Raw genomic sequence first — 16828 nt, forward strand, 5'->3', positions numbered from 1 at the left:
GGCTGGCGCCTGTTGCCGAACGGTTGCGGCCATCCCCTTGGTCACATGTCGGCCTACTCGGGGCTGACGACGTAGTTCCAGTCGCCCTTGTTGAACAGGTGGCGGCCCCATTTGTCGCTCTGGCTCACGCGGATCTTCACGGCGTCGACATCCCGCTTCCGCACGGCGAATTCCTTGTCGCCGGCGCCGCACCACTTGATGTCCTGCCACACCCAACGCTTGGCCTTGAAGAGGTGCAGCTTGAGCTCGGCGTAGGCGCACTTACCGGAGCCGTGGTCCAGGTTCGTCAGCTTGCCGTGCACCCAGACCTTGGTCCTGTACTTCCCCTTGCCCACAGGGATCAAGTCGACGGTGTATCCGCCCTGGGCACTGGCCTTGTTGTTCTTGGCGTAGAACGGGCCCCACGGATATTCGGAGGGGGTGTTGGTCTCGGTGGCGGTGACAGTCGGGTCGGGATTCGGGGTCGCGGCAGTGGCCGTACCCGCGAAGTTCACAGCGAGCAGGGCCGCGAGCGGGGTGATTGCGGTGGCCAGCGCCACGATGTTGCGGGCTGAGCGCAGATTGGTGGTCCTGCGCGGAATAGTGGTCACGATGATCTCCTTGTGGTCGGGGCACTGGATGGTGCCCTCGACCACAAGGGCGTGACATGACGTGACACGACGTGGAACGGTCACTCGATCGGGTCGGTGACGTTCAATTCGTACGTGGCCGAAGCCGTGTGCGTAGCGGCGGTGGCGGTTATGGTGATCGTGAACCAGCCGGTGGTCGCCTGCGGGCCGGCCGTCAGGGTGAGGACGGATGTGCTCCCGCTCATCATCACGGCCGGGTTGAACGTCGCGGTCACCCCGTGCGGCAGGCCCGTGACGGACATCTGGATCTTGGTTGGGCCGTTGATCGCCAGGGTTCCCACGTTGACGGTCAGGGAGCCACCGGCGGGCAGGACGCCGCCTTCCGTCTCCAGTTCGATCTGGACCTGGGGCGGGGCCGGCGGCACTACGGACCGGATGGCCAGCGCGTGGCTGGACGCGGCACTGGCGGCGATGCCCTGGACGTTCTCCAGCCCCAACACCCGGACCGGGCCGAGACGGTCGGTCTGGGTGCCGTCACCCAACTGGCCGATGCCGTTGGCGCCCCAGGCTAACACCCTGCCGGGGTTCTGCCGGGCGAGGCTGAATTCTTCGCCCGCGTCGATCCAGGTGATGCCGCCTACACGCACCCGGTCCATATAGGGACGGCTGGTTTGGTCGCCGGTGCCCAGCTGCCCGGCCCAGTTGGCCCCCCAGGACCAAACCGTGCCATCCCACTGCAACGCCAGGCTGTGCGACGCGCCCGCGGCCACGTGGGTGAATCCGCCGGGTCCCGGCACGAGCACCGGCAGTGGGCGCCTGGTGTTGGTGTGATCGCCCAGCTGCCCGGCGCCGTTATCCCCCCAGGCCCAGATCCTGCCGTCGGAGCGCAGCACCAGGCTGTGCCCCTCGCCGGCGGCGGCGGCCGTCACCGCGCTCATTCCGGGTACTCTCCGGGGAGTCGGATGGAAATCGCCGTACGAGCCGATGCCGAGCTGGCCGAAGTAGTTATCACCCCAGGACCAGATCGTGCCGTCCGACTTCAACGCCAGGGCGTGCGCCGTGCCGGCGTCGATGTCCACGATGTTCGACAACCCGAGCACCGCGACCGGGGTCGGCTGGGGATTCCCGGAGCTGCCCTGACCCAGCTGCCCCCGGTCGTTGACGCCCCAAGCCCACACCGAGCCGTCGGCGCGCAGCCCCAGACTGTAGCCGGAGCCCGCTTCGACGTCGACGACGTCGGACAGCCCCGGCACCGGTCCCGGGGTCAGCCGCGGGGTGGTCGTGCCGTCGCCGAGCTGGCCGAGGGAGTTGCGTCCCCAGCTCCACACCGTACGGTCGGCCGCGATGGCCACGCTGTGGTTCCCTCCGGCGACGGCTCTGAGGAACCACTGGGGAGGCGCGCCCACCCCCACGAAGGTGGTCTGCGCGATCGCGGTCGTGCCGTTGCCGAGCTGGCCGTGCTTGTTCCAGCCCCAGCCCACCGCATTCGAGGACACCGGCGCCTGGACGCTCGCCTCAGCCGGTACCGCTCCTGACAGAAACGCCGTAACCGCCACTGCGGCGATACCGAAACGTCTGATTAATCCCATCCCAAATTCCCTATGCAGATTTTGTGGACGTACGCGAGTAAGGCGTGACATTCCGTTCCATCGCACGGTCCCGGTGCTCCGCCACCGGCGGGCATCTACACGCTGCGCAGCAAGTACGGCGGCAAGTGCCTCTCGGTGTACGACAGCTCCATGTCGGCGGGCGAATACATCGTGCAGAGCACCTGCACCGCCGTGGCGAACCGGCGGTGGACGTTCGTGCCGGTCATCGGTCCCACCTACCAGCTCAGGAACGCCAACTCGAACATGTGCATCCAGTCCGAGAACCTCAGCCCGGACATGGAAGCGGCGGTGTTTTTTGGCTCACGCAGCGGGGGCTGCACTCACGCCCAGCACGTATGTATGTATAGCGCCTTGATCTTGGCAGCCCGCCATGTCCGGTCAGGTGTCATCCTCGATGTGTCGATCCCGCGTTGCCCGCGTACGGTATTTTTCCATGCCCGCTGCCGAGGCCCAGACAATGGCTGTGTATGCGAATACGAGAACGATCCCTGCCACGACCCAGGCCAGAAAACCCGCCACAGGACCTGACTGTTCCTGGACGGCCGTACCGACCGTGTGCATGATGAACGCTTGAAACGCGAGCCAGCAGACGGTGAAGACCACGAATCCGAGCCTGCTGGGTCGACCTGCCATGCTCGGATTGTCCGTCCGCACACGTCAATAGACCAGGAGACACAATCCGAACTTGAGGGGTTTGACCGGTCCGCCGAGCCACGGCCGGGGTGAAGGGGTCAGGACGGGAGGAAGGGGGTCAGGCGCAGCGCCAGCGTAGTGCGGTTGGGGCACCCCATCTTCTGGAGCAGCCGCTCGACGTGCTTGTCGATGGTGCGCGGGGACAGGAACAGGTGCTGCGCGATCTCGCGATTGGACAGGCCGCGGATGACAAGCTCGGCGACCTCGAGCTCTCTGGCGGTCACTCCCGCCGCCTTGAGATCGAAGGGTACGCCCACACGGGGAGCCGCCGTCCTCGTGGTGGCGCCCGCGGCCGACGTGTCCGCGCAGGCCTGGGCGAGTGTGCCCAGCGCGGCGGCTTCGAAGAACCCCCGGGCGTGCTGGAGGTAAGGAGCCAGCTCGGGCCAGGCCGGGCCGACGTCGGACGCCGCCACATGGCGTACGGTCACCGCCTGAAACCAAGGGGTCGCGGCCAGCGTGCCGAACGCCTCCCGCAGCAGCACGTTCGCCCGGGTCTGGTTTCCCTGCCGGGCTTCCCGGATGGCGCACGCGGCCAGGGCAGGGCCACGTGCCGCAGCGTGGGAAAGCCGATCGGGGTCCTGGAGCAGGGTCCGCACCGTCTCGTGGTACTCCTCACCGGCCACGACCGACAGAAGGGTCAGCAGCCCCGGCACCGGGCTGTGGTGCGGGTCGGGGATCTGCATGAGGCCGTGGGCGTGCCGCAGCGCCAGCCGGGCCGCGTCGCAATCGTCCCGGTTGATGGCGGCGACGGCGTAGCAATGCCCCCAGATGAGGCTGGACCACTCGGGATCCGCCTTCAGCGCCTCGGGGACGTGCCGCAGCAGCTCCTCGACTGCGGCAATGTCGTCGCCCCGGGACGCGGCGACCGCGGCGCGGGCGATGGACGCCGCGTACTCCAGCGGCCCCATCCGGTGGCGGTGCGCGAGGTCGAGCAGCTCGGCGGCGCGGCTCTCGGCGCGGTCGAGCTCGTGCCGGAACAGATGCAGCACCACGAGGTTGAACTGGGCGACGGTGCCCGCGACCATGGCCCCGATGGCGAAAGCCTGGCCGCGGGCTTGTTCCAGCGCGTCCGGCGTTCCATTGCGCAGCAGGTCGAGGGTGCCGATTTCGTTCAGCGATCCGGCGATCAGGTCCGGCATGGAACGTCGCTTGGCGAAGGCGAGCGCCCGCGCGAACGCGTCGCGGGCACGGTCGGCGTCGTTCGGTCGGCGCGCCCGTCCGAGGATGAGCAGCGCCTCGCCGGCCAGCGGATGTTCCGGGTCGGCGTCGAAGGCCGCCTGCGCCAGCCGCTCCGCTTCCCGGTGCCGGTCGCGGCCGATGGCGATGTCGGCGCGGATCAGGTCGATCTCCTGGCGGAGGCGGCCCCGCGGGTCGAGACGCTTGGCCTGTGCGGCGTCCGCGGTGGCCTGCTCCCATCGTTTGGCGCCGAGGTTGGCCCGCGCGACGGCCAGGTGGATCCGGGCGCGCCGCTCAGGTGGCGCGTTGCCGGCCTCAAGCCGGAGCACGAGGTGCCGGCCCAGTTCGACGGCCTGGTCCAAGCGGCTGGCGTGCACCCGGACCAGGCTGCCCCGGGCCCGCCAGGAGGCGAGGACGGCGAGCGTTTCCTCGTCGATCTTGTCGACCGTCTCCGGATCCACGGCCAGCTCGCGTGCCCGGGTCAGCGCGATCTCCGCCGGGGCCGGCGCTCCGCACGCGCGGGCCCGCCGCGCGAAAGTCAGCAGCATGTACGCGCCCCGGTCCGGCTGGCGCGCCAGCATGGCCAGCCCGGCCATGCTCTCCGCGATGTCGTCAGACTGCGTCTCGGCGCTTTCCAGGACGGTCAGCGCGGCTGACGCCAGACGTTCGCGTTCGCCTGCGGGCAGGGAAGCGAGCACCGCCTCCCGGGTCAGCGCATGGCGGAACTCGACCGTCCCGTGCCGCTCCACCAGCAGGTACGCGCTGGACAGCCGGGCGATCAGATCGGCCAACCGGTTTTCCGGGAAGCCGGAAACCATGGACAGCAGGCTCGGGGCGCTCCGTCGGCCGAGCGCGGCTGCCACGGTCACCACATGCCGTTCGTCGGGGCCGAGTGCCGCCAGGCGACGTGTGACCGCCGTGCCGAACGCATCCGGAATCACGGGCGCCGGCAGTTCGCCGGCCACCCACACGCCGTCCACCCGGCGCAGTCCGCCCGACGACAGGAGTGTGCCAAGCAGTTCCTCGACCAGGTGGGGAATCCCGTCCGCGTAGTGGCGGACGTAGTCGCCCACCGCGGCAGGCGCGCCGCCGAGACACTCATCGCAAATCCGCGCAACGTCGGGTCCGGACAGGCGGCCGAGGTCCAATACGTCGACTGCGTGCCGGGCCGCCAGCCGTAGGACCATGTCCTGGGCAGGGCTCGCCTCCTCGGCGCGCAGGGAAGCGACGACAAGCACAGGCTCACGCGCGAGGCTGTCGGCGAGGTATTCGACGCAGGCGAGGGTCTGCTCGTCCGCCCAGTGAAGATCTTCGAGCGCCAGGATCCCCGGCCCGCCGCGGCCGGCCCGGTCGCGTAACGCGCGAAGCATCGTCTCCCCAGCGACGATCGGGCTGAGCAGCGGGTCGAGTGTGCGCTCGGCCGACGCGGCGCCCGCGCGCTCCACTGCCATCAACGCCTCGGCGAAGGGCCGGTAGGGCACGGGGTGGGCAGCCGGGACGGCCCTGCCGATCAAGGGCTGCGCAGCGGTGAGGGCCTCTTTGACGAGCCGGGTCTTGCCGATGCCGGCCTCGCCCTCGATCACAAGGACCCGGCCCTCGCCCCGTGCCGCCCGAGCGGCCACGCCGAGAATCGAGCGCACCTCATCGTCGCGACCGATCATGATAGGACATCGGGGAGTCCTCGACCACCTGCCGTACCGCACATTCGGCCCCTTCGGCGGCGTGCCACACCACCAGATGGAGGGTAACTCCGCCGGGTGGACGCCGCCACATGTTACTTACCATGATCACGCACCCGGCGAATACGTAGTTCTGCCCTACCGGCGCCGTCGCCGCCCCGCTCAGGATGAGTCGCGCCACGAAACCACGACCATTCCACGACGGGGAAAAGAAGATGAAGGCAGGAATCCGGGCACGACGGCTGTTCACGTTGTCGCTGCCGGCATTACTTCTGACGGGCTGGACACAGCTCGTCCTAAGTCCGTCCGCGTCGGCAGATCCCGTACGGCGGACCACGACCATCGTCTCGATGGGCGATTCGTACGCCGCCGGCCAGGGCTCGCCAGACTCGGGACGGACCTGGCAGGACCCGCTCTGCCACCGATCGTTCAACTCGGCGCTCAATCTGGGGATCAACGCGTTGCGGGCCGGCAGCCCATTCGGGGATCCGTACGTTCAACTCAATGTCACCTGCAGCGGCGCGAAAATCGACGTCACGGACGATCCCAGCGGGGGAATCCTGTCGCCGCAGCGCAATTTCGCTACGGACCCGGCCGCGGAACGACCCGCGCAGATCGACCAGGTCGAGCAGTGGTGGAACGACAACCAGCTGGGGATCGACGTCCTGACCATCGGCGCAGGGGGCAACGACGCGGGATTCGAGAGCCTGGTGCGGGCGTGTGGCGCCCCGTGGAATCTCGACAGCTGCGACGGCTTCATGCAGGACGACCTCGACGCCGGTCTGGCGGCCATGCGCGGCCACTGGGTCGAGCTGATCAAGGCCATCCAGGGCGACGGGCAGGGTGGTTCCCGGAGACTGCACGCTCCGGTTCGCGACATCTACGTCATGATCTATCCGGACCCGACCTCCAAGCTGGTCAACGGCCAGCGGGTGTACTGCGACCGGCAGCCCCTCACTGACCCCGTGATGGGTTCGGTGACCCGCCGGGAATCGCAGTGGCTGTCGACGGTGGCCGTCGCCGGCATGAACCAGGTGATCCGCGACGTGGTGTACGACGCCAACCACCAGGCCAGAGACGTCTACCCGGCGTGGCACGTCATCGAGCCGCCGGACTGGAGCAACCACGGGTGGTGTGCGGCCCAGCCGTGGACCAACACCTACCTGCGCAGCCAAAGCATCCAGGGCGACGAATGGGGCACCGCGCATCCGAACCTTGCGGGATACTCGGCGCTGGGCTCGGAGATCCAGGGCGCGCTGTACTACCTGAACAACGGGGTCCGGGACGCGAATACCTGGACCACCATCTCCGCCGCGCACAGCAACCTGCCGCTGCGGATCCTGGCACCGGACCAGGGCATGCCCGTCATCCAGGGCGGACCGTGGGACTACGAGCAATTCACGTTCCACGCGAGCGGCACGACCGTGCGGATCCGCTCGGAAAGAAGCGGCAAGTGCCTGGTGAACGACCCGGACAAGCCGCCGTTCGAGCCAGGCGCACGGATCGTGCTCGGGGACTGCGCCAGCCCGTCTTCCCAGTGGGATGCCCGGCCGGCTCCGTACGGCGCCTGGGTCTTCACCCGCGGATTCCGGATGTGCTGGGACAGCTGGGAGGCGACCACGGCCTGGGGCGCGCCACTCGTCCAGTACCCCTGCCATTTCGCCAACAACCAGAGATGGTGGATCTGACACCCGTCTCTGATCACATAGATCACCGCCCGTGTCCCCGCCAGGGGCGCGGGCGATGCGCCTACGATCTCGTCGGCGGTGGCGGTGACGTTGATGTCCTGGCGGCGTAGATCAACTCGCTTGCTGCTCCCGCTCCTTCGCACCGCACCGGATCGGCGCACATTCCATAAGCCAGGAGACCTCTTCATGACCACCACCAATCTCACCGACACCCCGTACGACCCGCTTCGCTCGGGCGACGACGGCGACGACGAGCTGTGCGCGAGCTGGAACAGCAAGATCACCCACCGCCCGGAGATCGCGATCTCGGCCGCGACGGCCGAGGAGGCGCGGCACGCGGTCGCGCTGGCCGCGCCGCGCCGCCTGCTGGCACGCGTGCAGGAAACCGGGCACGGCGCGATCGAGGCCGCCGACGGCGGCTTGCTCATCGTCACCTCCGCAATGAGCGACGTGACGGTGGACCCGGGCAGCGGCACAGCGCTGGTGCAGGTCGGCCTGGTCGGCGTGATCGCCGGAGTGTACGTGCTGGCCACCGCCGTCTCCAGCTTCTTCCTGGCCGGGGTGGACCAGCTGTTCGGCCTGGCCGCCGCGCTGGTGGCGGGCGCGTTCTTCCAGCCGACGCGGCGCGCCCTGCAACGCCTGGCCGACCACGTCCTGTACGGCACCCGCGGCGACCCCATCGCCCTGGCCGACGGCCTCAAGGCCCGCCTCCAGCAGACCGACCCGGTGCACGGCCTGCTGGCCGCCCTGGAAACCCTGAAGGACGGCCTGGCGGTGACCGGCGCCGCGGCCGAGGTCGACGGCGCGACCACCATCGCCGGCAAGCTCTCCACCATCGCCCACACGGTCCCGTTGGTCTGGCACGGCCAGCCGGTGGGCACCCTGCTGATCGGCCCGACCGGCCGCCGCAGGTTCCCGGCCGCCCACGACGAGCGCGTGATCGCCGCCCTCACCCCGTACGTGGCGGACGCGGCCCACGCCATGCGCCTCACCACCGCCCTGCAACGTTCCCGGGAGCGCATCCTGACCGCGCGCGAGGAGGAGCGCCGCCGCCTGCGCCGCGACCTGCACGACGGCCTCGGCCAGACGCTGACGATGATGGCGATGACCCTCAACATGGCCAGGGTCAGCCTGACCCGCTCCCCCGACGTCGCCGACATCCTGCTGAAGGAGCTCCGCTCCGGCATGGACGCCGTCTCCGGCGACATCCGCGAACTCGTGTACGGCCTGCGCCCGCCCGCCCTGGACGATCTCGGCCTGGCCGGAGCCGTGCGGCAACTGGCGGTCGACGGCCCGATCGTGGAGATCGCCGGCGACCTGGACGGACTGCCCGCCGCCGTGGAGGTGGCCGCCTACCGAATCGTCCAGGAAGGCCTCACCAACATCCGCAAACACGCCAACGCCACCTCGGCGGAGGTCGCGCTGCGCCGGGAGGACGCGCTGATCGTGGAGATCAGCGACGACGGCGTCGGCCTGCCGGAGACCCTCAAACCGGGCGTCGGCCTGCGCTCCATGCGCGAACGCGCGGCGGAACTCGGGGGCACCTGCACGATCGCCTCCGACCGCTCGGGCACCACGGTGACCGCCCGGCTGCCCCTTTGACGAGAAGGACCGCCGCTCGTGACGAGTAGGCCTTGCCGCCTCGCACGCGGTCGGGGCGAGCACGTCCTCTGATTTTCTGTGGTGGTGGTGTGAGCACCGATGGATCTGGACAGGATCTACCGGACGGAGTACGGCCGGTGCGTGGCCACGCTGACGCGCCTGCTCGGTGACATCGGACTCGCCGAGGAGGCCGTCCAGGACGCATTCGCGGTGGCCGTCCAGAAATGGGATCAGACGCCGCGCAATCCCGGCGCGTGGATCGTGACCACCGCCCGCAACCGGGCGATCGACCGCCTGCGCCGGGAATCCACCCGCGAGGCCCGCCACTGCTGCTGCACCAACCCGACGAATCCAAGGAGGTGGGACCGGTGCGCGACGACCAGCTCCGCATGATCTTCACCTGCTGCCATCCGGCGCTGTCGCCGCTCGCGCGGACCTGCTCACCCGCCTCGGCCGTGCCGCAGCACGGCCGCGAGTATCAGCCTCCTGCTGATCGTCCTGGGGACGATTCTTTCCTCCGCGCTGGAATCGATTATCACGCTGTCCGGTGTCGCCATCACGTGAACCGATTCGCCTTGCTGGGTCCAGTGGAAGCGTTCGCCGAAGCTCTCGCCGACGAGCGGGAGATCGCCTCCGCCGAGGATGAATACCACCAGCGGGGCGCTGCGTGATCCAGCTCGCAAACGGGGGCGTCTACCGCGACTCACCGAAAGGCATCGACCGCCAACGGCACCGCGAGTCGATCGTGGCCGCGTCGCGACACGCGTACGTTTGACGTGCGTCATCCGCGCGCCGCGCTACAACCCGAGTTCCTGGCGGGCTTCGGCCATCGCCTTGGGCAGCAGGGTCCGGATATCGTGCCCATGCTGGCTGGCCAGCGACACCACCAGGCCGCCGGATCGTGCCAGCGCCCACACCTCGGAGCTGGTGATGTCCTGATCCTTCTCCTTGCTGGTCACGCGGACCGCCCAGGCCTCCTCGGCCTGTATCTGCGGGATGTCCAGCTTCTCGTAGGTCACGATGGCGTTGCTGACGCCAGCCTTGGACTCCCAGCCGCTGCATCGCGTGTGGACGGCACGGATCAGCGCGAGCCGGTCGGCCTGGGCTGCGGGGCTGTCCACGGCGAGCCGTATCCAGAGGTAGTCGCCGCCGGGCCCGTTCATGTTGACCGATATCGTGTGCGGGGAGGGTGGCTTGGTGGTCGACAGCCAGGTGCCGGCGTCCTTGCAGTCCCCCGCCTGGGGCAGGTCGAGCTGGTAGATGTAATCGTCACTGCCCAAGGTGTCGGTGTCGATCGACCAGCCGTCGCCGAAGTCCGCGGGCTCGGGCAGGGCGTCGGCCAGCTTCGGCGCCGAGATCGAGGGAACGGCCCGCGAGAGTGTGCTCGCCGCAAGAGGTCCTCCGCCCTCCGTCGGGCCGCACGCGGTGATCACGGCGACCGCGCCCGCAACCAGCCCTAATCGCCCTCTGGTCATGCCGCTGATCATAATCAGGCCGGCGCCGCCACCGCACAACACGCAGATACGCGATGCCGTCAGAATGATGAACTCCTCAGGCGCGGGTCTCATCGTTACTAAGCCGTCAGTCTTGACGGATCCACGTTTGGGCCTGTTCCATGTCGCCTTCGCCGATGAGGAGCATGCCGGTCAGGTACATCGCGTCGAGGTTGCCGGCTTCAGCGGCCTGGAGTGCCCATTCGTACGATTCGGCCACCGCAGCTTGCTCTTCGTCTGTCTCTTGGTCCCCCGCTTGTTCGAGGAGGAGGAGGAGGTGAGCCAACTCCGTTATGGCGGAAATGTCGCCGCGGTCGGCCGCCTGCCGGAGCATCTGCTCATCGGGTGCCGTCATGGGAGGCAAGGTAGCCAGAAAATTCTTTGGGCTGGGTGTCGAAAACGGGGCGGCCGCCGCGTCGGTTGGGTGAAAGGAGGTCACCCGATGGCTGTGATCGACAAACATCAGGCATGCGTCACGCACACTGTCGTGGTCGCGGCTGCGCCGCAGGCGGTGTTCGCGGTCCTCGCGAACCCGCACGAACACGCTGGGCTCGACGGAAGCGGGCTCATGAGAGGCGTCCTCGAGGGGCCGCCCGTGCTCATGCTGGGATCGGTGTTCCGCATGCGCATGAAGGGATACACCACCGTGAACACCGTGGTGGAGTTTGAGCCCGGGGTGCTTATCGCTTGGCGGCACCGGGGCAGGCATGTCTGGCGCTGGCGCCTGCGGCCTGTTGCCGGTGGGACAGAAGTGACGGAAACCTTCGACTACCGTGCCAAGCGGGCACGGTCGCTCGTCGAGCTTATCGGGATTCCGCGGCGGGCGGCGGCGATCTTGGACAAGAGCCTCTCCGCCCTGCATGCCCGCTACCCTCAGCCCATACCAGATGGAAGGCAACGCTAATGCGTTACATGCTGATGTCCAATATCGACCCGCGCCTCATGGGAGCACTGTCTCCTGAGGAGTTCCAGGCCACCATGGATCGCTTCGTGGCGTTCACCCGGGCGCTCGCGGAGTCCGGCGTGCTGCGCGCCGCCGAACAGTTGCAGCCTGCCGACACGGCGACGACGGTGCGCCTTCGGGACGGGGATCTGCTGCTGACCGACGGGCCATACGCGGAGGTGAGCGAATACTTCGGTGGCTTCTGGATCATCGAGGCTCCCGATCTCGACACCGCGCTCAAGCACAGCCAGGACTGTCCCGCCGCGACCTTGGGTTCGGTGGAAGTCCGGTCGCTCGTTGAACTGGGTTAAGGACCATGCCTGACCCGGCCGGGATCACGGTAGAGGAGGTCTACCGGCGAGAGTGGCCTGTCTTGGTCGCCATGCTCGCCGCGTGGACGGGTGATCTCGACCGGGCCGAGGACGGTGCGGCGGAAGCGGTCGCGGCGGCGCTGGAAGCCTGGCCCGAGTCTGGCATTCCTGAACGCCCTGGCGCTTGGCTGTTCACCACCGCCAGACGCAAGGTGCTTGACCGCATCCGCCGTGACCACACGGCAACCGCACGGCTCGCAGCCCTGGCACTCGAACCGCAGCACAGCGAATCCGGCGACCTGGCCGAGGAGATGGACGATCCGTTCCGGGCGGTGAAGTGGCCGGATTCCACCGCTGAAGACCTGCTGCGCCTCGTCTTCACCTGCTGCCATCCTGCCTTGGCGGTATCGGCTCAGGTGACACTCGCGCTCAGGCTCCTCTGTGGACTGACCGCGGCTCAGACGGCCCGGCTGCTGGAAAGCACCGAACCCGCCATCGCGCAACGCCTCGTGCGCGCCAAGCGGAAGATTCGTGACGCGGGGATATCCTTCTCCATCCCGGATCGTGCCGCCTGGCCCGAGCGCCTTCGCGCCGTTCTTTGCGTCGTGGGCTTGCTCTTCACCGAAGGCTATTCGGCCACGGAAGGACCGAGTCTCATCCATCGTGGGCTCTGCGATGCCGCCCTCGGCTTGACCGCGCTGCTGCGCCGCCTCCTACCGGATGAGCCCGAAGTGCTTGGCCTGTCAGGCCTGCTGCTGATCACAGACGCCAGGCGCGATGCTCGTGTCGAGGATGGCCGTCTCGTCCTGTTCTCCGAGCAGGATCGCCAGAGCTGGCGGTGGGACGATATCAACCTGGGCTTGGATCTTACGGCGCAGGCACTGCGCCGTGGCGGTGACCGGCCCGGCCCGTGGATCCTGCAGGCAGCGATCGCCGCGATGCACGTTCACCCTGATCCGGACCGGCATGCCATCGTCGCCCTGTTCGACCGGCTCGCCGCACTGGCGCCCTCGGCCGCCGTGATGACCAGCCGCGCCGCCGCGCTCGCGCTCGCCGACGGCCCAGACGCCGGCCTCGCCGCCGCCGATCTCATCGCGCCGGGCATTGGCAACCACCGGTTGTTCATCCTTGGAGCCGAGCTCCATGCGGAGCTGGGCGACACCGCAACGGCACGATCACTGCTGCACCAGGCGATCAACGCCTCCGCTAACGAAACCGAACGTCAGCACCTACAGGAGCGTCTGTCCTCGATCTGTCAGCCACCGGGGCCGGGAACGTTGCCGTAAGCAATCCGCCCGGTATCAGCGACCGGAGTGGACACCCGATGAGCGACTTCCTGAGATAGGCGGTCGCCACCCCGCGAACCGTCCTCTGAATCCACCTGATTCGGATGTGGTGTCCGTTGCGGGTCCTCTCTCCCCGGATCCGTGAGCGGCAGGCGGAGGACGAAGCGCGGGCTGGGCGTCCCCGAAGGCGAACGCGAGCACATCTTCGAGCGCTTCGCCCGCCTGGACACCGCCCGCAGCCGCGGCGCGGGAGGCACCGTGCGGCGGCGGCGCGCCACGGCAGGCGCGGCGGCCATCGCCGCCGCGCTCACAACGGCACCCTGCTCGCCGCCGTCTACGCCTATCCGGAGTACGCTCCGGACAACGCCAACGCGGTGACCTTCACCGGCCACGCAACCGGAAAGCACTGGCCGCCCGGTCCGAGCGCTGGCCGAGATCAAATCCGACAACTACCCCCATTGGGTCCTGCACTTCACCACCAGCGGGTAGCCGCACGTGGGTGGCTCGACGTACCAGGTGTAGCGCCTCAGGCCAGGTCGGCCGTGGCCGCCTTCGGCGGGGCGGGCCGAGTCCGGCGTGTGCTGGTCGGCGCCGCGGATCAGCGCCACGCTGGCCGCACCGGTGAACGACCTGATGCGGAACAGGCCCAGATCGAGCATGGCCGCCGGGCCGCGCCGCCACTGCGTGATCACGAAGGCGACCAGGAGCACCGCTCCGGCGACCAGCGCGGCCAGGACGGTCGTGGCGGTCTAGCCGTCCATCGGCCCGTTGAGCAGGGCGTAGTTCAGCGAGAACAGCAGCAGGGCTCCGAGGATCAGGCCCGCGGTGTCCAGCCGGCCGCCCGCCTTCGCCTTCGACTCGGTCAGCCGGAGCCACGTCCCGGCAAGGATGGTCACGCCGAGGGGGAGGTTGAGCACGAAGATGTAGCGCCACCCCCAGCCGTCGACGACGGCCCCGCCCACCAGCGGACCGAGGGCGGCGGCCGCGAACAGGCCGATGGCGGTGTTGCGCGCCCGGGCCGGGGCGCCGTCGTAGGCCGCCGCGATCAGGGCGAGGGCCGTGCCCATGACCAGCGCGCCGCCCGTCCCTTGCGCCGCCCGCGACACGATCAGGAAGCCGGCGCTCGGCGCCAGCGCGCAGGCCAGGGACGCCAGGGTGAACACGGCCACCCCGGCCGCGAAGATCCGGCGGCGTCCGACGCGGTCGGACAACGATCCGACGGACAGCAGCAGGGCCGCGAACGCCAGGGTGTAGGCGTTGACGATCCACTGGCGCGGCTCCATTTGTCCCGATGCCGGCAGCACAAGCCGTGGCCTGCGGTGCCGTAGCGGCAGCCCGCAACCGTGCAGGAATCGAGCTCTCGCCGTCCCATCTGCGGAGGTCCGGTCTCGGCCTCGGCCTTGAACTCCGCGAGGTCGGGTCTGCCCGCCTTCTTCCAGCGCAGATAGTGGCCGTTGCAGAGACCGCGGTGACGAGCCCGAGCGCCTCGCCGATCCCTGACGCCGCAATCCAGCAGGAACGCGAAGAGCAGCCGATCGCGCAGGTGGTCGCAGGCGTCCAGGATCGTCTGGACCTCGGCCGCGGTGAGGACCTTCGGCCGGGGCTTGGACGTCTTCAGCTTGATCACGCGACGTCGCTGCGGACCGCTCTTGGTGACGTGGTGCAGGAACGGCTTATAGGACGTCGCCGACCCACCACCTCGCCGTCCCGCTGGCTGCATCGTGATCAGCAGGCCCGCCAGCTTCACCCCGTGCCGGGCGTGGAACTCACAGAACGACGTCAGGGCCGCGAGCTTGCGGTTCACGCTCGCTTCCGAGCAGTGGTGCTCGACGGTGGGCAGAACCGAGACCTTCCCGTCCCGAGCCTTCGGCGGTAGCCGCAGCCACGCGACGAACCCGGCCACGTCCTCGATCGTGACGGTCTGCCAGTCGAGACCGCGGCCCGCCAGGTAGGTGAACCAATCCTTCAGATCATGCGCGTAGGCCTTGCGCCACCAACCTGGTGCGTGCGGGCTACGACCTGGTCATGGTCGCCGATCTGCTCGGCCACGCTCGAGTCGAGACGGTCCGCGTCTACAGCTTGCCCACCGACGCCGATGTCCAGGCCGCCTTGGACGCCGTCACCGTCGACTATTGAGCACCCCAGCCCGCCGAGGGGAGACCCGCGATGCGCACCGACGACCGATGGTGGTCTTGGCGACCGATCGCGTCGACCTACCCAGGCTGGTCGGCTCCTCTCCCAATCAGAATCAGCTATAGCCGGATCGGCGGGCAGGCCGCGCGTGCGCTGCCGGTCGGCAGTGAGTACTCGGCCCGCTCGCCCACCGACCTGCGCCGGTTCTTCTGGCAGTTCCGGCGCCTCGGCTGCGCACCAGGGTCCGAACTCGGCATCGACCGGAGCCACACCCAGCTCGCATGGGCCGGTGGCGGGCAATGAGTGGTTACCGGCGTCGCAGGACCATCCGCATCGCAGTGATCTCGCTGGCCCCGGGGGCCGGGGTTTTGGCCGGTCTGCTGACAGAGCAGCGCCCCTGGACGCTCTTCCTCAGGGATGTCCTCACTCAACTGTCTTGGTGATCACGGGAATGGCAGGGGCAGGTAAGACCGAACTCGCCATCCGGATCGCCCGCCAGCTGGCATCCCGCTACCCTGATGGGCTGTTTTGGCTGGGACTGCGCACGTACGCGGCCGCCGAGTCCCGGATGGGTACGGCAGAGGCGCTGCGGACATTGCTCAACACTTTGGGCGTGGCGCCTGACCCGCAGGCCACCGATGTCGCCGGGCTCAGTCAGAAATGGCGCTCAGTTACCGCTGATCGCAGGCTCCTGCTCATTCTCGACGACGTGGACCATGCTGATCAGGTACGCCCGCTCCTGCCGGCCGCGGAAGGCTGCGCTGTCCTGGTCACCAGCCGCCATGCGCTGATCGGCCTGGACCCCGACCGGGCCGTTGCGCTGGACCCGCTCAGCGAAGACGAGGCCAGGTTCCTAGCAGACGCGATCTTGCAGCGAGCGGGCCATCGGGATCCCTTTACGGCTGCTGCGATCGCTGCGGTCTATCGTCTGCCGCTGGCCGTCCGCCAAATCACCGATCTCAAGGCCGCCAACCCCAGCCTGGACATCGCCGAACTCAGCACCACCGTGAACGGCGGAGGCAAGGACGAGGCCGCGGCAGCTCTGGCGTTGTCTGTCGGCGCGCTAACCCCAGACGCCCGCCTGCTACTGCGCCGTATCGCCCACTACCCGCGTCGCTGATCACTCCGGCGATCGCGGCGACCATGGCGGATCGACCGCTCGACCGCACATGCCTACTGCTGTCTGAGCTGTACCGGCGCGGCCTGCTCATTGTCGAACGTCAGCGCGGAGGTGGGTATCGCATGCATGACCTCATCCGCGCCGCAGCGGTGCGTGAGTCCTCCGCCCGCGACTCCGCCAGGCGGCTGGCTGCCTGCAATGACCGCCTGTTCCGCTACATCGATGCCGTCATCGTCGAGGCCGTCTGGATGCTCTACCGCGGTGGCTCGGTGACGGGCATGACTGAGAGAAGGGCTGATCGTCCCGGTGTACCACCGCCACGGCACGAATCTGATGTGGCCGCGCTGGCCTGGCTCGACCAGCATCACGTTGACCTGCTCGCCGCGACCCGCGCAGACAGCCCTCCCACACCCGAAAATAGGTCTTCAACTGTGGCAACGGCCCTCGCGGAGAAATTGGACCCGGAAATGATCACCAAGAATTACGCGGTGGATCCAGGCTGAGCTGCGGGCGCTCACCGTGATA

At 68.7% G+C, this 16828-nt stretch carries 21 protein-coding genes and 1 pseudogene; 13 read left to right on the forward strand and 9 right to left on the reverse strand.

The window, feature by feature from the left end; genetic code table 11:
* Positions 1 to 53 precede the first annotated feature (53 nt).
* From ABGB08_RS33590 to ABGB08_RS33610, 5 genes are all read right to left on the reverse strand, one after another.
* Entirely contained in the window at positions 54 to 590 is a 537-nt protein-coding gene (locus tag ABGB08_RS33590; protein ID WP_347598633.1) for a hypothetical protein, read from the reverse strand.
* 80 nt (positions 591 to 670) lie between these two features.
* Positions 671 to 2065, reverse strand: a complete 1395-nt coding sequence (locus tag ABGB08_RS33595) for a hypothetical protein (RefSeq protein WP_347598636.1) — start codon at positions 2063 to 2065, stop codon at positions 671 to 673.
* 188 nt (positions 2066 to 2253) lie between these two features.
* Positions 2254 to 2385 carry a hypothetical protein gene (locus ABGB08_RS33600; protein ID WP_347598639.1) on the reverse strand — a complete coding sequence of 44 codons (132 nt, stop codon included), beginning with the start codon at positions 2383 to 2385 and terminating at the stop codon, positions 2254 to 2256.
* A gap of 172 nt (positions 2386 to 2557) precedes the next feature.
* Positions 2558 to 2782 (reverse strand): hypothetical protein, encoded by a 225-nt coding sequence (locus ABGB08_RS33605; RefSeq protein WP_347598642.1) that lies wholly within the window; start codon positions 2780 to 2782, stop codon positions 2558 to 2560.
* 128 nt (positions 2783 to 2910) lie between these two features.
* Positions 2911 to 5709, reverse strand: a complete 2799-nt coding sequence (locus ABGB08_RS33610; RefSeq protein WP_347598645.1) for an AAA family ATPase — start codon at positions 5707 to 5709, stop codon at positions 2911 to 2913.
* Positions 5710 to 5942: 233 nt separating this feature from the next.
* Between ABGB08_RS33610 and ABGB08_RS33615 the strand changes: the two genes are divergently transcribed.
* From ABGB08_RS33615 to ABGB08_RS33630, 4 genes are all read left to right on the forward strand, one after another.
* On the forward strand, positions 5943 to 7415 hold the full coding sequence (locus ABGB08_RS33615) for an RICIN domain-containing protein (protein WP_347598648.1): 1473 nt from the start codon (positions 5943 to 5945) through the stop codon (positions 7413 to 7415).
* 186 nt (positions 7416 to 7601) lie between these two features.
* Entirely contained in the window at positions 7602 to 9017 is a 1416-nt protein-coding gene (locus ABGB08_RS33620; RefSeq protein WP_347598651.1) for a sensor histidine kinase, read from the forward strand.
* Positions 9018 to 9116: 99 nt separating this feature from the next.
* Positions 9117 to 9410 (forward strand): sigma factor, encoded by a 294-nt coding sequence (locus ABGB08_RS33625; protein WP_347598653.1) that lies wholly within the window; start codon positions 9117 to 9119, stop codon positions 9408 to 9410.
* The gene (locus ABGB08_RS33630) at positions 9386 to 9688 is read left to right on the forward strand and encodes a hypothetical protein (protein WP_347598656.1); all 303 of its coding nucleotides are present in this window, start codon (positions 9386 to 9388) and stop codon (positions 9686 to 9688) included. The genes ABGB08_RS33625 and ABGB08_RS33630 overlap by 25 nt, the downstream gene beginning before the upstream one ends.
* A gap of 126 nt (positions 9689 to 9814) precedes the next feature.
* Here the strand turns inward: ABGB08_RS33630 and ABGB08_RS33635 are convergent, their stop codons facing one another.
* Both ABGB08_RS33635 and ABGB08_RS33640 read right to left on the reverse strand, forming a co-directional pair.
* Positions 9815 to 10492 (reverse strand): hypothetical protein, encoded by a 678-nt coding sequence (locus ABGB08_RS33635; protein WP_347598659.1) that lies wholly within the window; start codon positions 10490 to 10492, stop codon positions 9815 to 9817.
* A gap of 106 nt (positions 10493 to 10598) precedes the next feature.
* Positions 10599 to 10865, reverse strand: coding sequence for a hypothetical protein (locus tag ABGB08_RS33640; RefSeq protein ID WP_347598662.1), 267 nt, complete (start codon positions 10863 to 10865; stop codon positions 10599 to 10601).
* 87 nt (positions 10866 to 10952) lie between these two features.
* Here ABGB08_RS33640 and ABGB08_RS33645 point away from each other — a divergent pair, with 87 nt between their 5' ends.
* The 4 genes from ABGB08_RS33645 (at position 10953) to ABGB08_RS33660 (ending at position 13428) form a co-directional block, all read left to right on the forward strand.
* A complete protein-coding gene (locus tag ABGB08_RS33645) occupies positions 10953 to 11414 on the forward strand; it encodes an SRPBCC family protein (protein WP_347598665.1) in 462 nt (153 codons plus the stop codon).
* Positions 11414 to 11764, forward strand: coding sequence for a YciI family protein (locus tag ABGB08_RS33650; RefSeq protein WP_347598668.1), 351 nt, complete (start codon positions 11414 to 11416; stop codon positions 11762 to 11764). Before ABGB08_RS33645 ends, ABGB08_RS33650 begins: the two co-directional genes overlap by 1 nt.
* Before the next feature lie 5 nt (positions 11765 to 11769).
* Positions 11770 to 13050 (forward strand): DUF6596 domain-containing protein, encoded by a 1281-nt coding sequence (locus ABGB08_RS33655; RefSeq protein WP_347598671.1) that lies wholly within the window; start codon positions 11770 to 11772, stop codon positions 13048 to 13050.
* A 141-nt stretch (positions 13051 to 13191) separates the two neighbouring features.
* On the forward strand, positions 13192 to 13428 hold the full coding sequence (locus tag ABGB08_RS33660; protein WP_347598674.1) for a hypothetical protein: 237 nt from the start codon (positions 13192 to 13194) through the stop codon (positions 13426 to 13428).
* Between the two features lie 71 nt (positions 13429 to 13499).
* Here ABGB08_RS33660 and ABGB08_RS33665 read toward each other — a convergent pair whose 3' ends face one another.
* Together ABGB08_RS33665 and ABGB08_RS33670 are read right to left on the reverse strand one after the other, a co-directional pair.
* Positions 13500 to 13760 carry a hypothetical protein gene (locus ABGB08_RS33665; RefSeq protein ID WP_347598677.1) on the reverse strand — a complete coding sequence of 87 codons (261 nt, stop codon included), beginning with the start codon at positions 13758 to 13760 and terminating at the stop codon, positions 13500 to 13502.
* 39 nt (positions 13761 to 13799) lie between these two features.
* The gene (locus ABGB08_RS33670) at positions 13800 to 14333 is read right to left on the reverse strand and encodes an MFS transporter (protein ID WP_347598680.1); all 534 of its coding nucleotides are present in this window, start codon (positions 14331 to 14333) and stop codon (positions 13800 to 13802) included.
* Positions 14334 to 14497: 164 nt separating this feature from the next.
* Between ABGB08_RS33670 and ABGB08_RS33675 the strand changes: the two genes are divergently transcribed.
* The 5 genes and pseudogenes from ABGB08_RS33675 (at position 14498) to ABGB08_RS33695 (ending at position 16806) form a co-directional block, all read left to right on the forward strand.
* Complete coding sequence (locus ABGB08_RS33675; protein ID WP_347598683.1) at positions 14498 to 14926, forward strand: hypothetical protein; 429 nt, start codon at positions 14498 to 14500, stop codon at positions 14924 to 14926.
* A gap of 107 nt (positions 14927 to 15033) precedes the next feature.
* A pseudogene (locus ABGB08_RS33680) lies at positions 15034 to 15186 on the forward strand (tyrosine-type recombinase/integrase); the annotation flags it as partial.
* 30 nt (positions 15187 to 15216) lie between these two features.
* On the forward strand, positions 15217 to 15486 hold the full coding sequence (locus ABGB08_RS33685; RefSeq protein ID WP_347598686.1) for a hypothetical protein: 270 nt from the start codon (positions 15217 to 15219) through the stop codon (positions 15484 to 15486).
* Between the two features lie 136 nt (positions 15487 to 15622).
* Complete coding sequence (locus ABGB08_RS33690; protein WP_347598689.1) at positions 15623 to 16303, forward strand: NB-ARC domain-containing protein; 681 nt, start codon at positions 15623 to 15625, stop codon at positions 16301 to 16303.
* 122 nt (positions 16304 to 16425) lie between these two features.
* The gene (locus tag ABGB08_RS33695) at positions 16426 to 16806 is read left to right on the forward strand and encodes a hypothetical protein (RefSeq protein ID WP_347598692.1); all 381 of its coding nucleotides are present in this window, start codon (positions 16426 to 16428) and stop codon (positions 16804 to 16806) included.
* Positions 16807 to 16828 lie beyond the last annotated feature (22 nt).

It is taken from the genome of Acrocarpospora sp. B8E8 (genome assembly GCF_039871605.1).
GTDB classification, from domain to species: domain Bacteria; phylum Actinomycetota; class Actinomycetes; order Streptosporangiales; family Streptosporangiaceae; genus Acrocarpospora; species Acrocarpospora macrocephala.